Here is a 17,638-nt window from a genome sequence, read left to right on the forward strand (position 1 = left end):
GGATGACCGGCAACGGATGACCGGCAACGGATGACCGGCAACGGATGACCGGCAACGGATGACCGGCAACGGATGACCGGCAACGGATGACCGGCGGCGCTCGGCACGCGCCGCGCGCCTCGCGCCGTAGCATGGAGCACGCGCCGCATTCAGCGCGCGCTTCGCCGTGCGCGACACATGCATCGCAGATCAATTGCGCGACGGCAGCCGCGCGCGGGCCGCGTCAGGCCAAAAGGCACAAGCGGCACAAGCGCGGCCGACGCGCCGCCGAACGCGCGCCGGCCCGCATCGCGCAACGCCGCGTCAGCCGCGGCGCGCACATGCTCAGCTGATCGCCAGCTTCTTTTTCTCCGCCGTCGCCTTCTTCGGCAGCGTCAGCGACAGCACGCCGTCCTGATACTGCGCGACCGCCGCGTCGCGGTCGATTTCGTTCGCAAGCGAGAAGGTCCGGCCGAACTCGCCCGAATAACGCTCGCGCCGGATCACGCGCTCGCCTTCCTTCAGCTCCTTGTTGCGCTCGACCTTCGCGTTGATCGACACAGTGTTGCCTTCGATCTGCACGTTGATGTCGTTCTTGTCGACGCCGGGCAGCTCGGCCTTGACGATGTAGGACTGATCGTTCTCGGTCACGTCGATCTTCATCGACGCGAGCTTCTCTTCTTCGACGTCGACCATGCTGCGCAGCGGACGGAACAGACCCTGGAACAGGTCGGACACGGGCTCCAGCGAAAACGGGTCGTAACGCGTCAAATTGCTCATTGCTCTCTCCAGGAATTCGCAGCCGCGCACGATGCGCGGCCGACGCCGCACACGGCGTCCGGCGCTCGCCGAACGCCTCTCGATTCGTTGATGCAGGCCGGATCGATACCGGCCGATTTCAGCGTAGCGCCGCAGGCCCGGCCGGCATTGACATGAGTCAATCAGCGCTCATGGGTGTCCGAACGGGCCGCAGCGGCATCGATGTCTCGCGTCGGCGCGCCCGGTTCGTTTCGGTTCGTTTCGTTCCGTCCGCGCGCCGCGCCGGCTCGGCGGCGACCGGACGGCGAGCATCCGCCGCTCGCTCGCGCGACGTGCCCGGCCGCGCCGCACCGCACCGCGTATGAGGCTTGTGTGTGCGCACGCTCCGCCTGCATCGGCGATCTATCGGCCCCGCTGATGACTTCCGTTCGAAATCGCGATTTTTCATACGAGAACGTCGCACGTAGCATGCAAAGCGCGAGTCGACCACGGTCGCGCTCGCTTCGACAGGCCCCACGACAAAGAGCGAACATGAACGATCGTGTGCGATCCGGCAACGAGAAACTCGAAGTCAAGACGACGACCTGCTACATGTGCGCGTGCCGCTGCGGAATCCGCGTGCATCTGCGCGACGGCGAAGTCCGCTACATCGACGGCAACCCTGATCACCCGCTCAATCAGGGCGTGATCTGCGCGAAGGGCGCATCGGGGATCATGAAGCAGTACTCGCCCGCGCGGCTCACGCAGCCGCTGATGCGCACGGCGCACGCCGAGCGCGGCAGCGCGCAGTTCGAGCCGGTGTCGTGGGAGCGCGCGTTCGGCGTGCTCGAAAAACGTCTCGCGCACCTGCGCGCGACCGATCCGAAGCGTTTCGCGCTCTTCACCGGCCGCGACCAGATGCAGGCGCTGACGGGCCTCTTCGCGAAACAGTACGGCACGCCGAATTACGCGGCCCACGGCGGCTTCTGCTCGGCGAACATGGCGGCCGGAATGATTTATACGGTCGGCGGCTCGTTCTGGGAATTCGGCGGCCCCGATCTCGATCGCGCGAAGCTGTTTTTCATGATCGGCACCGCCGAGGACCATCATTCCAATCCGCTGAAAATCGCGATCTCGAAGTTCAAGCGCGCGGGCGGCCGGTTCGTCGCGATCAATCCGATCCGCACCGGCTACGCGGCGATCGCCGACGAATGGGTGCCGATCCGCCCCGGCACCGACGGCGCGCTGTTCATGGCGCTGATCCGCGAGCTGATCGAGACGCAGCGCTACGATCGCGACTTCGTCACGCGCTACACGAACGCGGCCGAACTGCTCGACATGCGCGCCGACGCCGACACGTTCGGCCTGTTCGTGCGCGACGCGGCGACGCCCGAGCGCAATCCGCTGTTTCCGCAAAACCACCTGTGGTGGGATCTCGGCAGCGGCCGGCCCGTGCCGCATCACACGCGCGGCGCGACGCCCGCGCTCGAGGGCCGCTACGCGCTCGACGACGGCACGCCCGTCGCGCCGTCGTTCGCGCTGCTGCGCGAGCGCGCCGCCGAATGCACGCCGGAATGGGCGGAGCGGATCACGGGCATCCCGGCCGCGACGATCCGCCGGCTCGCGCACGAAATGGCGGACGTCGCGCGCGATCACCGGATCACGCTGCCGATCCGCTGGACCGACGCATGGGGCGAGACGCACGACACCGTCACCGGCAACCCGATCGCATTCCATGCGATGCGCGGCCTCGCCGCCCATTCGAACGGCTTCCAGTCGATCCGCGCGCTCGCGGTGCTGATGTCGCTGCTCGGCACGATCGACCGGCCGGGCGGCTTCCGGCACAAATCGCCTTATCCGCGCGCGGTGCCGCCTTCGGCGAAGCCGCCGAACGGCCCGGACGCGGTGCGCCCGAACACGCCGCTCGCGGCGGGCCCGCTCGGCTGGCCGGCCGCGCCCGAGGATCTGTTCGTCGACGAGCACGGCGGCCCGGTGCGGATCGACAAGGCGTTCTCGTGGGAATACCCGCTCGCCGTGCACGGCCTGATGCACTGCGTGATCACGAACGCGTGGCGCGGCGATCCCTATCCGATCGACACGCTGATGATCTTCATGGCGAACATGGCGTGGAATTCGTCGATGAACACGGTCGAGGTCCGCAAGATGCTCGCGGACAAGCACGAGAACGGCGAATACAAGATCCCGTTCATCGTCGTGTGCGACGCGTTCCAGTCCGAAATGACCGCGTTCGCCGATCTGATCCTGCCCGACACGACGTACCTCGAGCGTCACGACGCGATGTCGATGCTCGACCGCCCGATCTCCGAATTCGACGGCCCGGCGGACTCGGTGCGCGTCCCGGTGGTGCCGCCAACAGGCGAATGCAAGCCGTTTCAGGACGTGCTGATCGAACTCGCGAGCCGGCTGAAGCTGCCGGCGTTCACGAATCCGGACGGCACGCGCAAGTTCCGCGACTATCCGCACTTCGTCGTCGACTATCAGACCGCGCCCAATTCCGGCGTCGGCTTCCTGATGGGCTGGCGCGGCGAGAACGGCGGCGACGCGCTCGTCGGCGCGCCGAATCCGCGCCAATGGGACGAATACGCGAAGCACGGCTGCGTGTTCCACCACACGCTGCCGGATACGCTGCAGTACATGCGCGGCTGCAACGGCCCGTATCTGAAATGGGCGGTCGAGAAGGGCTTTCGCAAGTTCGACGAGCCGATCGTGATCCACCTCTATTCGGACGTGATGCAGACATTCCGCCTCGCCGCCCAGGGCAGGACGAGCGGCCGGCAGCCGCCCGACCATTTGCGCGCGCGCATCGCGCGCTATTTCGATCCGCTGCCGTTCTGGTACGAGCCGCTCGAGCTCGGCGCGACCGATCTGCAACGCTACCCGCTCGCCGCCGTCACGCAGCGGCCGATGGCGATGTATCACTCGTGGGATTCGCAGAACGCGTGGCTTCGCCAGATTCATGGGGAGAACTATCTGTTCGTGAACCCGAAGGCCGCGCGCGAAGCGGGCATCGACGACGGCGGCTGGATCTACGTCGAATCGCAATGGGGCAAGGTGCGTTGCCGCGCACGCTACAGCGAGGTTGTCGAGCCGGGCACCGTGTGGACCTGGAACGCGATCGGCAAGGCGGCGGGCGCGTGGAATCTCGGCCCGCACGCGAACGAATCGCAGCGCGGCTTCCTGCTGAACCACGTGATCACCGACGAGCTGCCCGGCGACGCCGCGCGTGCGCCGCGCATCTCGAACTCCGATCCGATCACCGGCCAGGCCGCGTGGTACGACGTGCGCGTGCGCATCTACCCGGCCGAAGCGCACGCCGACCACACGCTGCCGCAATTCGCGCCGATGCCGGCGCTGCCGGGCGTGACGGGCGCGGTGCGACGCATCGTGCAGGGCTATTTCGCGGGCCGCGGCGAATTCGCCGCCCGGCTGCGCAACCCGGCGAAACGCCGTTGACGAGGAGCATGCGATGACGCAAATGGCGCTCGTGATCGATCTGAACGTGTGCGTGGGATGCCATGCCTGCGTGACGAGCTGCAAGGAATGGAACACGTCGGGCGCGGCGGGCGCGCTGTCGGACGTGCGGCCGTACGACGCCGATCCGTCCGGCACGTTCTTCAACCGCGTGCAGACGTTCGAGGCGGGCGAGTTTCCGCTCGCCGACACGATCCACTTTCCGAAGTCGTGCCTGCATTGCGAAGACCCCCCGTGCGTGCCCGTGTGCCCGACGGGCGCGAGCTACAAGCGCAAGGAAGACGGGCTCGTGCTCGTCGATTACGACAAGTGCATCGGCTGCAAGTATTGCGCGTGGGCGTGCCCGTACGGCGCGCGGGAGCTCGACGAGGCGCGCAAGGAAATGACGAAGTGCACGCTCTGCGCGGACCGCATCCATGACGACGCGCTGCCCGAGCGCGACCGCCAGCCCGCCTGCGTGCTCGCATGTCCGACGTCGGCGCGCCTGTTCGGCGACATTCACGATCCCGATTCGGCCGTATCGCAAGCGATTCGCGAGCGCGGCGGCTATCAGCTGATGCCGGAATGGGGCACGCGGCCCGCGAATCACTATCTGCCGCGCCGCACGACGACCGCCTGCGGCGGCGGCGGCAACGCATGCGCGTGCGGATCGGCGGACGCGGCGGTCTCGCCTGCGCCTGCGCCCGCGCCCGCTTCCGCCGACGACGACTTCGCGTACGCACCGGTGAATCTCGCCGCGCTCGCGAAGCGCGCCTGAACGCGCCGGACGCGCGCGTCACCGGCCATCGCCTTTGATAACGAATCCGGAGCACCACGCATGAAACCCGCTTTCTCGGTCATCTTCCTGACGACGCTGTGCGGCGCGAGCCAGGGGCTCATGATCGCGCTGTTCGGCGTCGAGCTCGCGGCGCGGCTCGGGCTGTTCGCAGCGCCGCCGCAGGCGTTCTTCGTCGCGAGCGCGGCGCTGTCGGTGCTGCTCGGCTCGCTCGGCCTGTTCGCGTCGTTCTTCCATCTCGGGCATCCGGAGCGCGCGTGGCGCGCGATCGCGATGTGGCGCACGTCGTGGCTCGCGCGCGAATGCATCGCGCTGCCGGTGTTTCTCGCGTGCACGACCGCCTACGGCGGCGCGCATCTGCTCGCGCTGCCGTACACGCTCGCGCTCGGCCTGCTCGCGACGATCGCGGGCGGCGCGCTGTTCGTCTGCACCGGCATGATCTACATCTGTCTGCGCTTTCTGCAGGAATGGGCGACGCCGCTCACGATGACCAATTTCGTGCTGCTCGGTTGCGCGTCCGGCTTCACGCTCGCGACCGCCGGCGCCGCGTGGTTCGTTCCGCCGCTCGTGCCCGCGCTCGCCGCGTGCGCATGCGCGCTGACCCTCGCGGGCGGCGCGACGCGCGTCGCGTCGCTCGCGCGCAACGCACGGCTGCGGCCGCGCTCGACCGTGCAGAGCGCGACCGGCATTCGCGCGCGGCAGGTCGTCCAGCGATCGCGCGGCTTCACGGCCGGCGCGTTCAACCTGCGCGAGTTCTTTCACGGGAAAACGCCGCGCACGCTGCAACGCGTGAAGTGGACGTTCCTGATCTGCGCGTTCGCGTTGCCGTTCCTGCTGCTCGCGATCGGCGGCGCGGCCGCGCCGGCCGTCGCGTCGTTCGCGCTTGCGTGCGGCGCGTTCGCGATCCAGTATGCGGGGCTCGTCGCGGAACGCTGGTTTTTCTTCGCCGAAGCGCGGCATCCGCAAAACGTCTATTACCAGAGCGCCGCGTGACGAACGGCGCGTGCGTATCGAGCGCATCGAGGTTGCGCTCGATGCGCGCGTCCGGCATGCGGACGTTGCGCTCGGCCGAGGCGCTCGCCGCCTGACGCGACGCATGCGCCGCCCCGCAGCGCCCCGCCGCCTCGCCGCCTCGCCGACGCCGCCTGCCGATGTCTTTCGCGTCGCGCCCCGGTATCGTTCGTCTTCCCTCTTCGCTCGCGCCGCCGTCCGCGCGATCCGCGTCCGTCGAATTCGCGGCGCCAAGGCCGGCGTTATTGACCACGATCAATCGCCGCCCCTCAAACCATAGCAGCATGTTCGACATGGCGTAACCGGTTCGATTCGATGCGATCCGCCCGGCCACGCGCGCCGGCCGCTCACGTGGCCGCCGCAACGGCGTTCGGCGCCGCAGCGGTGAGTCTTTACGGGAGCTGACGTGAGCCTTTACGGGAACCGGTGGCGTCCACCGGCTCCGCTCGGCGCGCTGCCGTGACGGTCGCCCCCGGGCCGCCCGCAAGAGCGGGGGGAATCGGCCTCGTCGCGCTGCCGTGGCTCGCCGACGGCGAATCATCGTGCCGCATGACGCATCGGGCATGCGTGCGCGGCGGGCTCGGTGAGCGCGGCCGCATGGCGAAAGCACCCACCGATCGAGGCGGAGCGCACGGCGACGAAGCGTGCGCACGCATGCTCGCCGCCACTCGCGACGCCCCGGCGCAATCGCGATCGGTCCGCCCGAACAAGTTTCGAACAACCGAAGGAACGCCATTGCGACACTCAGGCTCCCGCTTCACCCGATTCCGGCTCGCGGCGGCGGCCTGGTGTCTCGCATCGGCGGCGAGCGTCGCATCGCCGGCGTTCGCTGGGGCAAACGCCGATGCCGCCGCACCGCCCGCCGACGGTGCGTCGCGCCCCGCGATTCTCGTCTATCACCGTTTCTCGATATCGGCGCCGCCCGACTCGATGACCATCCGAGTCAGCACATTCGAAGCGCAGCTCGCATTCCTCCGCTCGCATGGCTACACCGTCGTGCCGCTGCGCGAGGTCGTCGCATGGGCGGCGTCGCCGTCCGCGTCGCTGCCGGACAAGGCGGTCGCGATCACCGTCGACGACGGCCATCGCTCGGTGTACGAACTATTGCGGCCGATCGTGCTGCGCGAGCGGCTGCCCGTCACGTTGTTCATCTATCCGTCCGCGATCTCGAACGCATCGTACGCAATGACGTGGGACGAGCTGCGCGCATTGCGCGACACCGGCCGCTTCGACATCCAGTCGCACACGTGGTGGCATCCGAACTTCCGCACCGAGCGGCGGCGTCTCGCGCCGGACGCGTTCCGCCGCTTCGCCGCGACGCAGTTCGCGCATTCGCGCGCGTTGCTCGAGCGCGAAGTCGGCGGCCGGATCGATCTGCTCGCATGGCCGTTCGGCCTCTACGACGACGAACTCACGGCGCTCGCCGCTCAGGCGGGCTACGTCGCGGGCTTCACGCTCGACGCGCGCAAGGCCCGGCGCGGCGACGTGCCGCTCGCGCTGCCGCGCTTCCTGATCGTCGAAAGTTGCACGCCGGCCGCGCTCGCGCGGCTGCTCGGCGAGCGCGACGATGCGCATGCCGCTTCTCACACCGCGTCTCACGCCGCGTCTCACGCCGATACTCATGCCGACATGCACGCGGAGGTTCCGCAGTGAACGAAATCGACTCCCGGCCACGGGTGCGCGATCACTCGCACGCTCACGGCAACCACCTCCGCCGTAACCGCCACGGCGAGCGCCGATATTCACTCGAAGCACCGCTCATGCCCGAGTTCGATCATGGATCACGGACCAACGCCGCTGCGGACGCGCTCGCCGTCACGGCCGCCGCATCCGCCGGCGCGCTCGCCGCGACGCATGCGGGCGGGCCGGCGATGAACGCGTGTTCGCAATGGCTGAAAACCTGCGCATGTGCGCGCACATTCGCCATCGCCGCCCGCACTCATCGATGCGATCGCCGTGACGCACGCGGGAGATCGACCATGAACGGGCTCGCCCGACGGCTGCGAACGAGCCCGTGCACACGCGCGCTCGCCATTGCCGCTGCCGCGCCTACCGACGCGTTCGTCGCGACGCATGCAGAGGACCGAACATGAACACAATCGCACAATGGTTGCGTACGAGCGCCCGTGCGTGCGCGCTCGCCGTCGCATTGGCAGCCGTGCCGCCGGCCGGCGATGCGCTCGCCGCCGACGCATCATCCGGCGCACCGGCGGCCGCATCGCCGACGCCGACGCCAACTCCAACGCCCGCGCCCGCCGTCCGCGGCACCGTCGTCGACGCGCGAACCGGCAAGCCGATCGCGGCCGCGGTCGTGACGATCGGCGGCCGCCCGATGCGCGCGGACGACCACGGCGCGTTCTCGAGCGGCGCGGCCGCCGCCGACATCGCCGTGCGCGCGCCCGGCTATCTCGCGACGCGCGCGGCCGTCGAAACCGGCAAACCCGTCACCGTCGCGCTCGCGCCGTTCCGGCCGAAGGCTGTCTATCTGTCCGTATTCGGGATCACGAGCAAGACGCTGCGCGACGCCGCGACGAAACTCAAGGGCGACACCGCGATCAACGCGCTCGTCATCGACATGAAGGGCGATCGCGGCATCGCGCCGTATCCGAGCGCGGCGCGGCGCGCGTCGGGCGCGGCCGCGCAAACGCCGAACGCGCCCGTGGTGCGCGACTTCGCCGCGCTCGTCGGCGATCTGCATCGGCGCGGGTTCTATCTGATCGCGCGGATCGTCGTGTTCAAGGACGATCCGCTCGCCGCCGCGCATCCGGACTGGACGGTGCGCGATGCGGACGGCGACGTGTGGCACGATCGCGAGAAGCTGCGCTGGATCGATCCGACGCTGCGCGAGGCGTGGACGCACAACCTCGACGTCGCCGAGGAAGCGGCGAAGCTCGGCTTCGACGAAATCCAGTTCGACTACGTGCGCTTTCCGGACGCGCGCGGGCTGCGCTTCAGCGTGCCGAACACGCGCGCGAACCGCACCGCGGCGATCACGGGCTTCCTGCAGGCGGCGCGCGGCCGGCTCGCGCCGTACAACGTGTTCGTCGCCGCCGATATCTTCGGCTACGTCTGCTGGAACGAGGACGACACCGCGATCGGTCAGCAGATCGAAATGCTCGGCGGGCCGCTCGACTACATTTCGCCGATGCTCTACCCGTCCGGCTTCACGTGGGGATTGCCGGGCTGCACGCAGCCGACTGCCGATCCGGGGCAGATCGTGCGCCGCTCGCTCGCCGAGGCGCGCTCGCGGACCGGGCTGCCGGGCGTGCGGTTCCGGCCATGGCTGCAGGCGTTTCGCGACTATGCGTTCGACCGCCGCGATTTCGCGGCGGAGGAGATCCGCGCGCAGGTCGACGCCGCCGAGGCCGCCGACACCGACGGCTGGATGCTGTGGAACGCGCGCAATCGCTACGATCCGCAACAGTTGCCGAAATGAGCGCGCGGCGGCACGGCGTGGCCGCGCGGAGCGGATCGACACGGCCGCTCTCGAACTCGTCTCGAGGCCGCAGTGTTTGCGTGTGCTCGACGGCGGCACGCGCCGCCGCGCCGATGTCCCGCGCCGCCGCGCACCGCCTGCTTGCGCGCCAGCCGGCGCGGGCCGATCCGGCGACGCGCACGCCGCCGGCATGCGCGGGCGCGTCGCGACGCCGCCCCTCCTTCGCGCAGCGCCGCTAGTTGCCTGCGCCCGTTCCGCTCGCCGCCGGCGCGTCGGGCGTCGGCGTCGGCGACATCGGCGCGCTGTCGTTCGGCAAGCCGTTGTCCGGCTGCGCGGCGGGCGGCGGCTGCACGGACGAAGGCGGCGTGGGCTGCAGCAGCGGCGGCATCTGAGGCGCGGATGCGCCGCCCGGCGCGAACGGCTCAACGCTCACGGCCGACGCGGCCGAGGCTGACGCTTCGGACGCGGCGCGCGCCGCCGCGGCTGCCTCGGAAGCCGCTTCGACCTCGGACGCCGGCATCACCTCCTCCACCGGCGCACGCGGCGCCTTCGGCGGCGGCGCGGCCTTCTGCGGCTCGGGCTTCCCGAACAGATAGCGATACCAGTCGCCGAGCTTGTCGCGGAACGTGTCGAACGCGCCCGGCGGCGCCTCGGTCGCGAAGCGCTCGCGCGTATCGACGATCCGCGCGCGAATCGCCCGCTGATAGAAGTCGCCGACGATCGGCAGCGCGCTCCTCGCCCCTTGCCCCCAGTCGCTGCCGAGCGTCACGCGGCCGTCGTCGAAGCCGACCCACGCGCCCGCCACGAGCTCCGGCTGCATCAGGATGAACCAGCCGTCGGTGTCGCCCTGCGTCGTGCCGGTCTTGCCGGCGACGTCCGCGCGAATGCCGTAGCGCGAGCGGATCGCCGCGCCGGTGCCGCGCTCGACGACGCCGCGCATCACGTTGATCAGCGTGCGCGCCGCCGACGCGTCGAGCGCGCGCTCGGGCGACGCGCTCGCGAATTCGGCGAGCACCTCGCCGTTGCGATCCTCGATGCGCGTGACCATCCGCGGCTCGACGTATTCGCCGACGTTCGCGATCGTCGCGTACGCGGACACCATCTCCTTGAGCGTGACGGGGCTCGTGCCGAGCGCGAGCGCCGGCACCGCGTCGAGCTCGCTGTCGCGCACGCCCATCGCGCGCGCGAGCCGCGCGACCTTTTGCGGGCCGACTTTCATCATCAGCTGCGCGGTGATCCGGTTGCGCGAATACGCGATCGCGTCGCGCAGCGTCATCGGCTTGCCGGTCGGCGGCGCGTCGTCGTCGGGCCGCCAGATCTCGCCGCCCTTCAGCGCAATCTCGACCGGCTGATCGACGAACGTGTCGTCGGGCGTCGCGCCCGCCGCGAACGCCGCGCCGTAGACGAACGGCTTGAACGTCGAGCCCGGTTGCCGGCGCGCCTGCTGCACGTGATCGAACGGCTCGGTCGTGAAGTCGCGGCTGCCGACCCACGCCCTGATTTGCCCGTTGCGCGGATCGATCGCGAGAAAGCCCGCCTGCACGTCGGCCTTCGTCTTGCAGAGCGCGCGCGCGAAGCCGCGATCGGCGAGCAGGCGCTTGAGCGCCGCGCCCTCGGTCGCGCCGCCGTCGAGCGCCGCGCGGAACTGCGGCGTCTCGCGCACGAACGCGCGGAATAGCGGATTGCCCGGCGCGCAGCCGCTGCCCGCGTTCCACATCCCGTTCGCGACGCCCTGAAGCTGATTCGTCTGCCGCGCGAGTGCCTGCGTCGCGTACGTCTGCAGCCGCGAATCGATCGTCGTGCGCACGACGAGGCCGTCCGAGTAGATGTTGTAGTCGTTGCGGTCGGCCCACGCGATCAGCCACTTGCGCAGTTGCTGCGCGAAATGCGGCGCGGGGCCGGGCGGCTCCTTCTGCCGCTCGAAGTCGATCCGCAGCGGCTTCTTCTGCAGCGACGCATACGCGGCGGGCGACAACTTCCCGTACTTCACCATCTGCGCAAGCACCGTGTTGCGCCGCGCGAGCGCGCGCTCGGGGTTCAGCACCGGGTTGTAATAGCTGTTGCCCTTCAGCATGCCGACGAGCGTCGCGGCGTCGAGCGCGTCGAGCTGATCGGCCGATTTGTCGAAGTACGTGCGCGCCGCCATCTCGACGCCGTACGCGTTGTACAGGAACGGCACCGTGTTCAGATACGTCTCGAGAATCTGCGGCTTGCTGTAGACCGCCTCGATCTTCAGCGCGGTGATCGCCTCTTTCAGCTTGCGCGTGAGCGTCGGCGCGCGGCCGATCTCGTCCGGATACAGATTGCGCGCGAGCTGCTGCGTGATCGTCGAGCCGCCCTGCCGCTCGCCCGAGAACGTGCGCAGCGCGGCGCCCGCGGTGCGGCGCCAGTCGAGGCCGTGGTGCTCGTAGAAGCGGTGGTCCTCGGTCGAGATCAGCGCATCGACCATCTTCGGCGAGATGCCCGCGAGCGGCACCCATTCGCGGTTCGACGGCTTGAACTCGGCGAGCAGCTTGCCGTCGGCGGACAGGATCTGCGCGGGCGCGTCGACGCGCGCCTTGCGGATGTCGCCGATGCCCGGCGTGAACGGGATCAGCGCGAACACGTAGATCACGAACAGCGCGGGGACGGCGGCGAGCGCGAGCAGGACGCCGCGTCGCGTCGGATGACGCAAGCGGCGCAGGACGTTGGCGGCGTGCGGCTTTGCGGCGGCGAGCCAGGCCGCGCAACGGTCGAGGACGGACGACACGATTCGGCGATTCACGCGGTGATGCGAATGGGTGGGAAAGCGTGCATCGTACCAAACGCGGCGACGCGCCCGAAGGATGGCGGGGCCGGAGCGGCATCGCGATGCTGCCGCCGATGCCGCCGTTGACGCCGACGCGTCGCAACTGCGGCCCCGCCCGCGACGCCGCGGTTCACGCCCGTCGTTCCGGGCAACGGGCGCGCACCGCGGCGACGGCGGCGGCCGTCATCCGCGCCGCCGCATCGGCGTCAAAACTTGTCGTCCTTCTTGACCGCGACTTCCATGTACCGGTTCGAGAAGACGCGGCGCGCCGCCCCGATCTCCGGGCGATGCAGGGCGTCGGCGAGCTTGTTGACGAGCTTGCTGACAGGCACGTCGTCGACGCCGCCGAGCACGCGCGCACGCGCGCCCGGCGGCAGGTTCGCGCGCCCGTCGCGCACGACGGACAGCGCAGTGCCCGCCTTCATGACCTCGCCGGCGAATGCCGTCCGGAGCGGCTGCGGCGTGCGCCCGGACAAGCGCGCGCATTCGTCCCGGCTCGGGCCTTCGATGTGCCGATCGAGCTTCGGCGTGCGCGCGAAACACATTTCGACGAGGCTGAGCCACGCGGTATCGCGCAAATGCGGATCGTCGAAATCGAAGCGAAACGATGCGCCGCCGAAGCGATCGTGCGCGGCGCTCCGGCGACGTCGAGACGCCCGGCGTTGCGCTCGGCCGCCGCGGCCGGGCCGACGCCGGATTGCGTGGAAACGAACGGGACCGAATCAAGCTCAAGCATGGGCGAGCGCATCGTATTCGCGGGTCGAGCGAAGCGCATCGTGCGACGCGGAAAACGCCTGTTGCTCGATCGCGCAAGACTCGCGGCTCCAGGCCGCCAGCCATTCGACGAGCCCGGCGAATGCGCCCGTCAGACGTTCGAGCGTCAGGTTCGCGGGCGACAAATGACGCATCGCCACGAGCGCATCCGTTTGCGGGTTCAGGCCGATGGTCGGCACGTGCTCGTGCAACGCGTCGAACTGGCGGGCGAGCACGAAGCGCGTCCACGCTTCGCGTTGCAGCGTGTCGACCGTCGGCATCGGCAATTCGGCGAGCAGCGTCAGACAGTCGAGCGCACGGTTGTCGTAAAGCGCGAGCTTCAGATCGTCGATTCGCAGCTGGCATACGCCGGTCGCGTCGAATTTCAGATCGGATAGCCCGATCCGCGCGCCGAATTCGCCCAGCGGGGCGTTCGTCATTTCCATCGATTGGCTCTTGGTTGCTCGTACGGCGCCAATGTTAGGCAGTCGGGCGCGAACCTCTTTCGAATACCGGGCGCTTGTTTCGATTTTGACCCGGAAAGTGCGTGGGCCGGCCGCGCGAACCGCTTCCGGGCAGCGGCTTCGCGTGGCTTCAGTGCGGCCGGGCGGGCGCGGGCGCATTGCCGGCTCGCGCGACAAACGATTTCGCATGAGCGACGACGCATGTTGCTTCCGGCCATGCGCCACGGAGATGCGCGACGTCCGCGCGCAATGCGCGCTCGCGGGCGCGCCGCTCAAGCGCGCCAACCCAGCGCGTCACCCCTCTCGCGCCCCGCGCGCGCCTGCACGCGAGGCGTCGTTCGACGCCGTCATGCCCTCGCGCTCCTGATCAAGCTCTCGCAGGTCCCGACTTGCGGATCGCCCGCCGGCAGCTTCCCGCACACGCCTTCGAACTGCCTGACGACCGCGAGCGCCGCCGCGTCGTGCGCGCCGCCCTGCCGCCAATGCGCGAGCTGCGTGACGACGCGCGTCAGCGCGCGCCGGTTCGCGCCGTAGAACGCGTTGCGCGTCTGGCTCGCCTGCGTCAGCACGTCGCTTGCGATCGCGCGGATTCGCTCGGCGTCGTCCGGCGCGAGATCGACCGCGTTCGCGAAGTACGCCGCGCCCCAGCGCAGCCGCGTCGCCGGGCCGGTCGCCGCTTCATACGCCTTCCTGTACCAAGCGAGCGCCGCCGCGCGGTCGCCGCGCGCCTTCGCATTCGCCGCGAGCCCCGACATGAAGTAGTACGGCGTCGGCGAACGCGCGATCTCCGCCTTCAGCAGCGCGTCGGCCGCATCGAACTGGCCGGCGTCGGTCAGCGTGTCCGCCGCCTCGCTGACGACCGCCTGCCGCCCATAGACGTTCGTCGATTCGGCGAGCGCCGACGCGGTCTGCCGCCGCACCGCGTCGGCGAGCGCGGACGGCAGCGGCGCGCCCGGCTTCGCGTCGAGCCGCGCGATGCGCACGCGGCCGTGCAGCGCCATCGTCCGGTCGATCGCGGCGAGCGACCTATCGGTCGACAGCCGCGCGAGCGCCGCATCGTACTGCTTCGCGAGCGTCGCGCGCGCCGCCGCGTCGCCGCCCGCCAGATACTTGACGACGTCGTCCGGCGCCGCGACGAGCACGTCATAGTCCGCGCGCGCAAGCTTCGGGTCGCGCAGCGCGTCGCGCACGGCGGCCGCGCCCGCCGCCTTGTCGACATCGCCCCGCTGCGGCGGATCGCCGAGCGCCGCCGACACGACCGCCTTCAAATCGAGCCGCAGCGCCTCGGCGCTCGCATGGCCCGCGCGCGCGTGGCGGGCGAGCGTTTGCAGCGTCGTCGCGACGCGCTCGTTCGGCACCGGCAGATCGCCGTCGGTGTCCCACGAGTAGTCGGCGAGCACGCGCCAGTCGTCGGGCGTGACGCGCGCGCCGTCCTTCAGCGCGGCCGCGAGCGTCTGCTTGAACGGATGCGCGGCGTTCAGCCCGATCGACAGCGCCTGCATGTAGCGGTCGAGATCGACTTCGCCCGGCAGCCGCGTGACTTCGGCGCCGTCCGGCCGGAACAGGATCATCGTCGGATAGCCGCGCACCTTGAAGCGCTCGCCGATCTTCTGCGCATTCTCGGTGTCGCCGTCGAGATAAACCGGCACGAAGAACGACGAGCGCGCTTTGAACGCCTGCTGGCTGAAGATCGTCGACTTCACCTGATTGCACGACGGGCACCAGACCGCGCCCCAATACAGGAACAGCGGCTTGTTCGTGCGCTTCGCCTCGGCGAACGCGGCGTCGACGTCGCCTTGCCGCCACGCGATGCCGGGCGGCAGATGCTCGGGCGCGTGCGGCGCGTCGGCGGCGAAGCACGCGCCCGCGGCGGCGACGAGCAGCGACGCCGTCAGCTTTCGAATCGCAGTTTTCATCGATGAGAGTCCGGTTGGGGCGGCGCCGCGTCGTTCGGCATCTTGGTGGCGGCCCGCATCGGGTTGACGTTCGAGCGCGCCGGCCGCGCGCTCCGTTCTTTCACGGCGCAATCGTATGAAGTATAGAAACAATCTCGGGCGCTGCGGGAGGCCTCGATGTGTGACGCGAGAGACTCGGCGGGAACTCGGCGAGGGCTCGGCAAGAACGCGGCGAGGGCTCGGCGAGGGCTCGGCGAGGGCTCGGCGGGAAAAGGGGCGCGCAACGGACTCGCCAATGGGATCGGGCAACGGGCTCGTGTGCCGCGGCGGCTTGCTTGACCGCCGTGCCGCGGGCGCGGCGGCCGTCGACACGAGCGCGTCGTTCACGACCAGCCGGGCAGCCGAGACGTCCGCGGCGGCGGACGGAGCCGACGTCGTCGCGATGGATCGACATCGTCGACACGCGCGCGATTCGCGACGATCGCCGCAATGGCAGTCGGAGCGGCGGCGACGTAGATCTTCTCGATCGCTTCCCGCCCTTCGATCCCGACACCCGATCTGCGCGGCTCCGTCGCGCTTTCGTCCGCCGCATCGCGAGCATCGCCTGCGTCGATTCGCTCGATTCCATCGACGACGCGACGCGACGACGCCCGCGCGCAACCTCCCGCCCGGCCCGTCGCGCATCGCGAATCGCGAATCGCGCGCCCGGATCAGAACTTGTGCCGAATCCCGACGATCGCGAGCTCCTGCGAATCGGTGCCCGAGTTCACGCCATACGAACCGACGGACGCCTGCGCATCGACCACCGAGCCGTTCGCGCCGAGCGTGCGGCCGCTCGCCTTCTGATAGCCGAACAGCGCATAGAGATCGGTGCGCTTCGACAGTGCGTAGCCCGCGCCGAGGTTCACCTGGTGATAGTGCGCGGAAGCGGGCCCCGTCAGCGACGTGTAGTTGTAGCCGACGCCCGCGCGCAGCGCCGGCGAGAACTGATAGTTGAAGAACGCGGAGCCGCTGTTGAACTTCGCGGTCTCGTTGAACGTCGACAGCGAATCGCGGCCGTAGTGCGTGTTCGAATACGCGAGGCCGAACGTCGCCGAGCCGAGCACGTATTGGCCGCCGACGCGCACGATCTGAATCGACTTCGCGCTCGCGAAGCCCTGGTTGATCACGGTGTTGAACAGCGTGTCCGAGCTGCTCGTCCACGTGCGCACGCCGTTCGCGGCGGTCGTGCCGCCGTCCGCGTACAGATAGCCGGCGCCGAGCGACAGCGGCCCGTTCGCGTAGCTCGCCGCGAAGCTGTATGTGCGGCCGCTGCCCGTCGCGCCGGCCACGCCGCCGAAGCCGTACAGCGCTTCGAACTGGAAGCCCGACAGCACCGGGCTCGTGTACTTCACCGAGTTGCTCACGCGCAGGCTGTTGTCGTAGTTGTCGAGGTCGCCCGGCGTCGCGAACACGCCGCCGAAGTAATTGTCCTCGGTAAGCCCTTGCACGAGATCGACGACCGGATCGTATTGGCGGCCGAGCGTGACGGTGCCCCACGTGTTGCTCGCGAGGCCGACGATCGCCTTGCGGCCGAACTCGCGATTGCCGTTCTGCTGGCCGGTGCCGAGATTGAAGCCGTTTTCGAGCTGGAACAGCGCCGCGAGGCCGCCGCCCAGATCCTCGGTCCCCTTCAGGCCCCAGCGGCTGCCGGACAGGTTGCCGCTGCTGAATTTCACGAGCGACGACTGGTTGCGGCCGTCGGTTCCCTGCGCGTTGTGCACGTATGCGATGCCCGCATCGACGATCCCGTACAGCGTGACGCTGCTTTGCGCGTGCGCGCCGGCGCAGAGCAGGAGGCCGGCCGGCACGGCGAGCGCGGCGAGGTGCTTCGTTTGCTTCATGTGGTGGTTGTCCTCGTAGTCGACTTGTTGTTGGAATCGCTGAACGATACGGACAGGACGACGAACCGAAAACCAATTAATTCTGCGATGGTTATGATGGGCGCCGGATCACCGAACTCGGCACGCGCCCGCGACAATGTCGCCGGCGCCGCGCCCGCCCGATTCGCCGCGCGCGACACCGACACCATATATCGGGCACCGGAGCGTGCGCGCGCATGAACGCACCAGCCGAATTCACGACGCAACCGACGCGCATTGCAGATTTCGAATAGGCCAGTTGACGGCCGCGACGCGGTCATTCAAGTCGAAATCGGGTTCGCGCGCGCCTTACTCGGCCGCATGACGGCGAAGGCCTTATTGCCCCAACGGCCCGCGCCGATCTTGATTACGCGGCCCCAGCCGCGCAATGCGAGCATCCCCGATC

The 17,638-nt window shown here is 69.5% G+C and carries 12 protein-coding genes; 6 read left to right on the plus strand and 6 right to left on the minus strand.

Annotation, left to right across the window (positions count from 1 at the left end; translation table 11 throughout):
- Window positions 1-324: 324 nt before the first annotated feature.
- Window positions 325-759, minus strand: a complete 435-nt coding sequence (locus X946_RS21970) for an Hsp20/alpha crystallin family protein (protein WP_038751997.1) — start codon at window positions 757-759, stop codon at window positions 325-327.
- Window positions 760-1,269: 510 nt separating this feature from the next.
- Between X946_RS21970 and X946_RS21975 the strand changes: the two genes are divergently transcribed.
- From X946_RS21975 to X946_RS21995, 6 genes are all read left to right on the plus strand, one after another.
- Entirely contained in the window at window positions 1,270-4,191 is a 2,922-nt protein-coding gene (locus X946_RS21975; protein WP_038751999.1) for a molybdopterin oxidoreductase family protein, read from the plus strand.
- A gap of 13 nt (window positions 4,192-4,204) precedes the next feature.
- Entirely contained in the window at window positions 4,205-4,966 is a 762-nt protein-coding gene (locus X946_RS21980) for a 4Fe-4S dicluster domain-containing protein (RefSeq protein WP_038752002.1), read from the plus strand.
- A 60-nt stretch (window positions 4,967-5,026) separates the two neighbouring features.
- Window positions 5,027-5,977: a dimethyl sulfoxide reductase anchor subunit family protein gene (locus tag X946_RS21985; protein WP_038752005.1), complete on the plus strand. Its 951-nt coding sequence runs from the start codon at window positions 5,027-5,029 to the stop codon at window positions 5,975-5,977.
- Between the two features lie 948 nt (window positions 5,978-6,925).
- Window positions 6,926-7,648, plus strand: coding sequence for a polysaccharide deacetylase family protein (locus X946_RS21990; RefSeq protein ID WP_235364049.1), 723 nt, complete (start codon window positions 6,926-6,928; stop codon window positions 7,646-7,648).
- Window positions 7,645-8,088: a hypothetical protein gene (locus X946_RS34315; RefSeq protein ID WP_152611770.1), complete on the plus strand. Its 444-nt coding sequence runs from the start codon at window positions 7,645-7,647 to the stop codon at window positions 8,086-8,088. Before X946_RS21990 ends, X946_RS34315 begins: the two co-directional genes overlap by 4 nt.
- Window positions 8,085-9,431 carry a putative glycoside hydrolase gene (locus X946_RS21995; protein WP_038752011.1) on the plus strand — a complete coding sequence of 449 codons (1,347 nt, stop codon included), beginning with the start codon at window positions 8,085-8,087 and terminating at the stop codon, window positions 9,429-9,431. The genes X946_RS34315 and X946_RS21995 overlap by 4 nt, the downstream gene beginning before the upstream one ends.
- Window positions 9,432-9,666: 235 nt before the next feature.
- On the opposite strand, the gene X946_RS22000 is transcribed toward X946_RS21995, so the two are convergent.
- The 5 genes from X946_RS22000 to X946_RS22020 form a co-directional block, all read right to left on the minus strand.
- The gene (locus tag X946_RS22000; protein WP_038752013.1) at window positions 9,667-12,195 is read right to left on the minus strand and encodes a penicillin-binding protein 1A; all 2,529 of its coding nucleotides are present in this window, start codon (window positions 12,193-12,195) and stop codon (window positions 9,667-9,669) included.
- A gap of 230 nt (window positions 12,196-12,425) precedes the next feature.
- Window positions 12,426-12,644 carry a hypothetical protein gene (locus X946_RS34320; protein WP_152611771.1) on the minus strand — a complete coding sequence of 73 codons (219 nt, stop codon included), beginning with the start codon at window positions 12,642-12,644 and terminating at the stop codon, window positions 12,426-12,428.
- A gap of 303 nt (window positions 12,645-12,947) precedes the next feature.
- A complete protein-coding gene (locus X946_RS36380) occupies window positions 12,948-13,721 on the minus strand; it encodes a type III secretion system chaperone (RefSeq protein ID WP_235364050.1) in 774 nt (257 codons plus the stop codon).
- A gap of 62 nt (window positions 13,722-13,783) precedes the next feature.
- The gene (locus X946_RS22015; RefSeq protein WP_038752019.1) at window positions 13,784-15,352 is read right to left on the minus strand and encodes a thioredoxin family protein; all 1,569 of its coding nucleotides are present in this window, start codon (window positions 15,350-15,352) and stop codon (window positions 13,784-13,786) included.
- A gap of 689 nt (window positions 15,353-16,041) precedes the next feature.
- Complete coding sequence (locus tag X946_RS22020) at window positions 16,042-17,214, minus strand: porin (protein WP_038752021.1); 1,173 nt, start codon at window positions 17,212-17,214, stop codon at window positions 16,042-16,044.
- Between the last annotated feature and the right edge of the window lie 424 nt (window positions 17,215-17,638).

The organism is Burkholderia sp. ABCPW 111 (genome assembly GCF_000773065.1).
GTDB lineage: Bacteria > Pseudomonadota > Gammaproteobacteria > Burkholderiales > Burkholderiaceae > Burkholderia > Burkholderia savannae.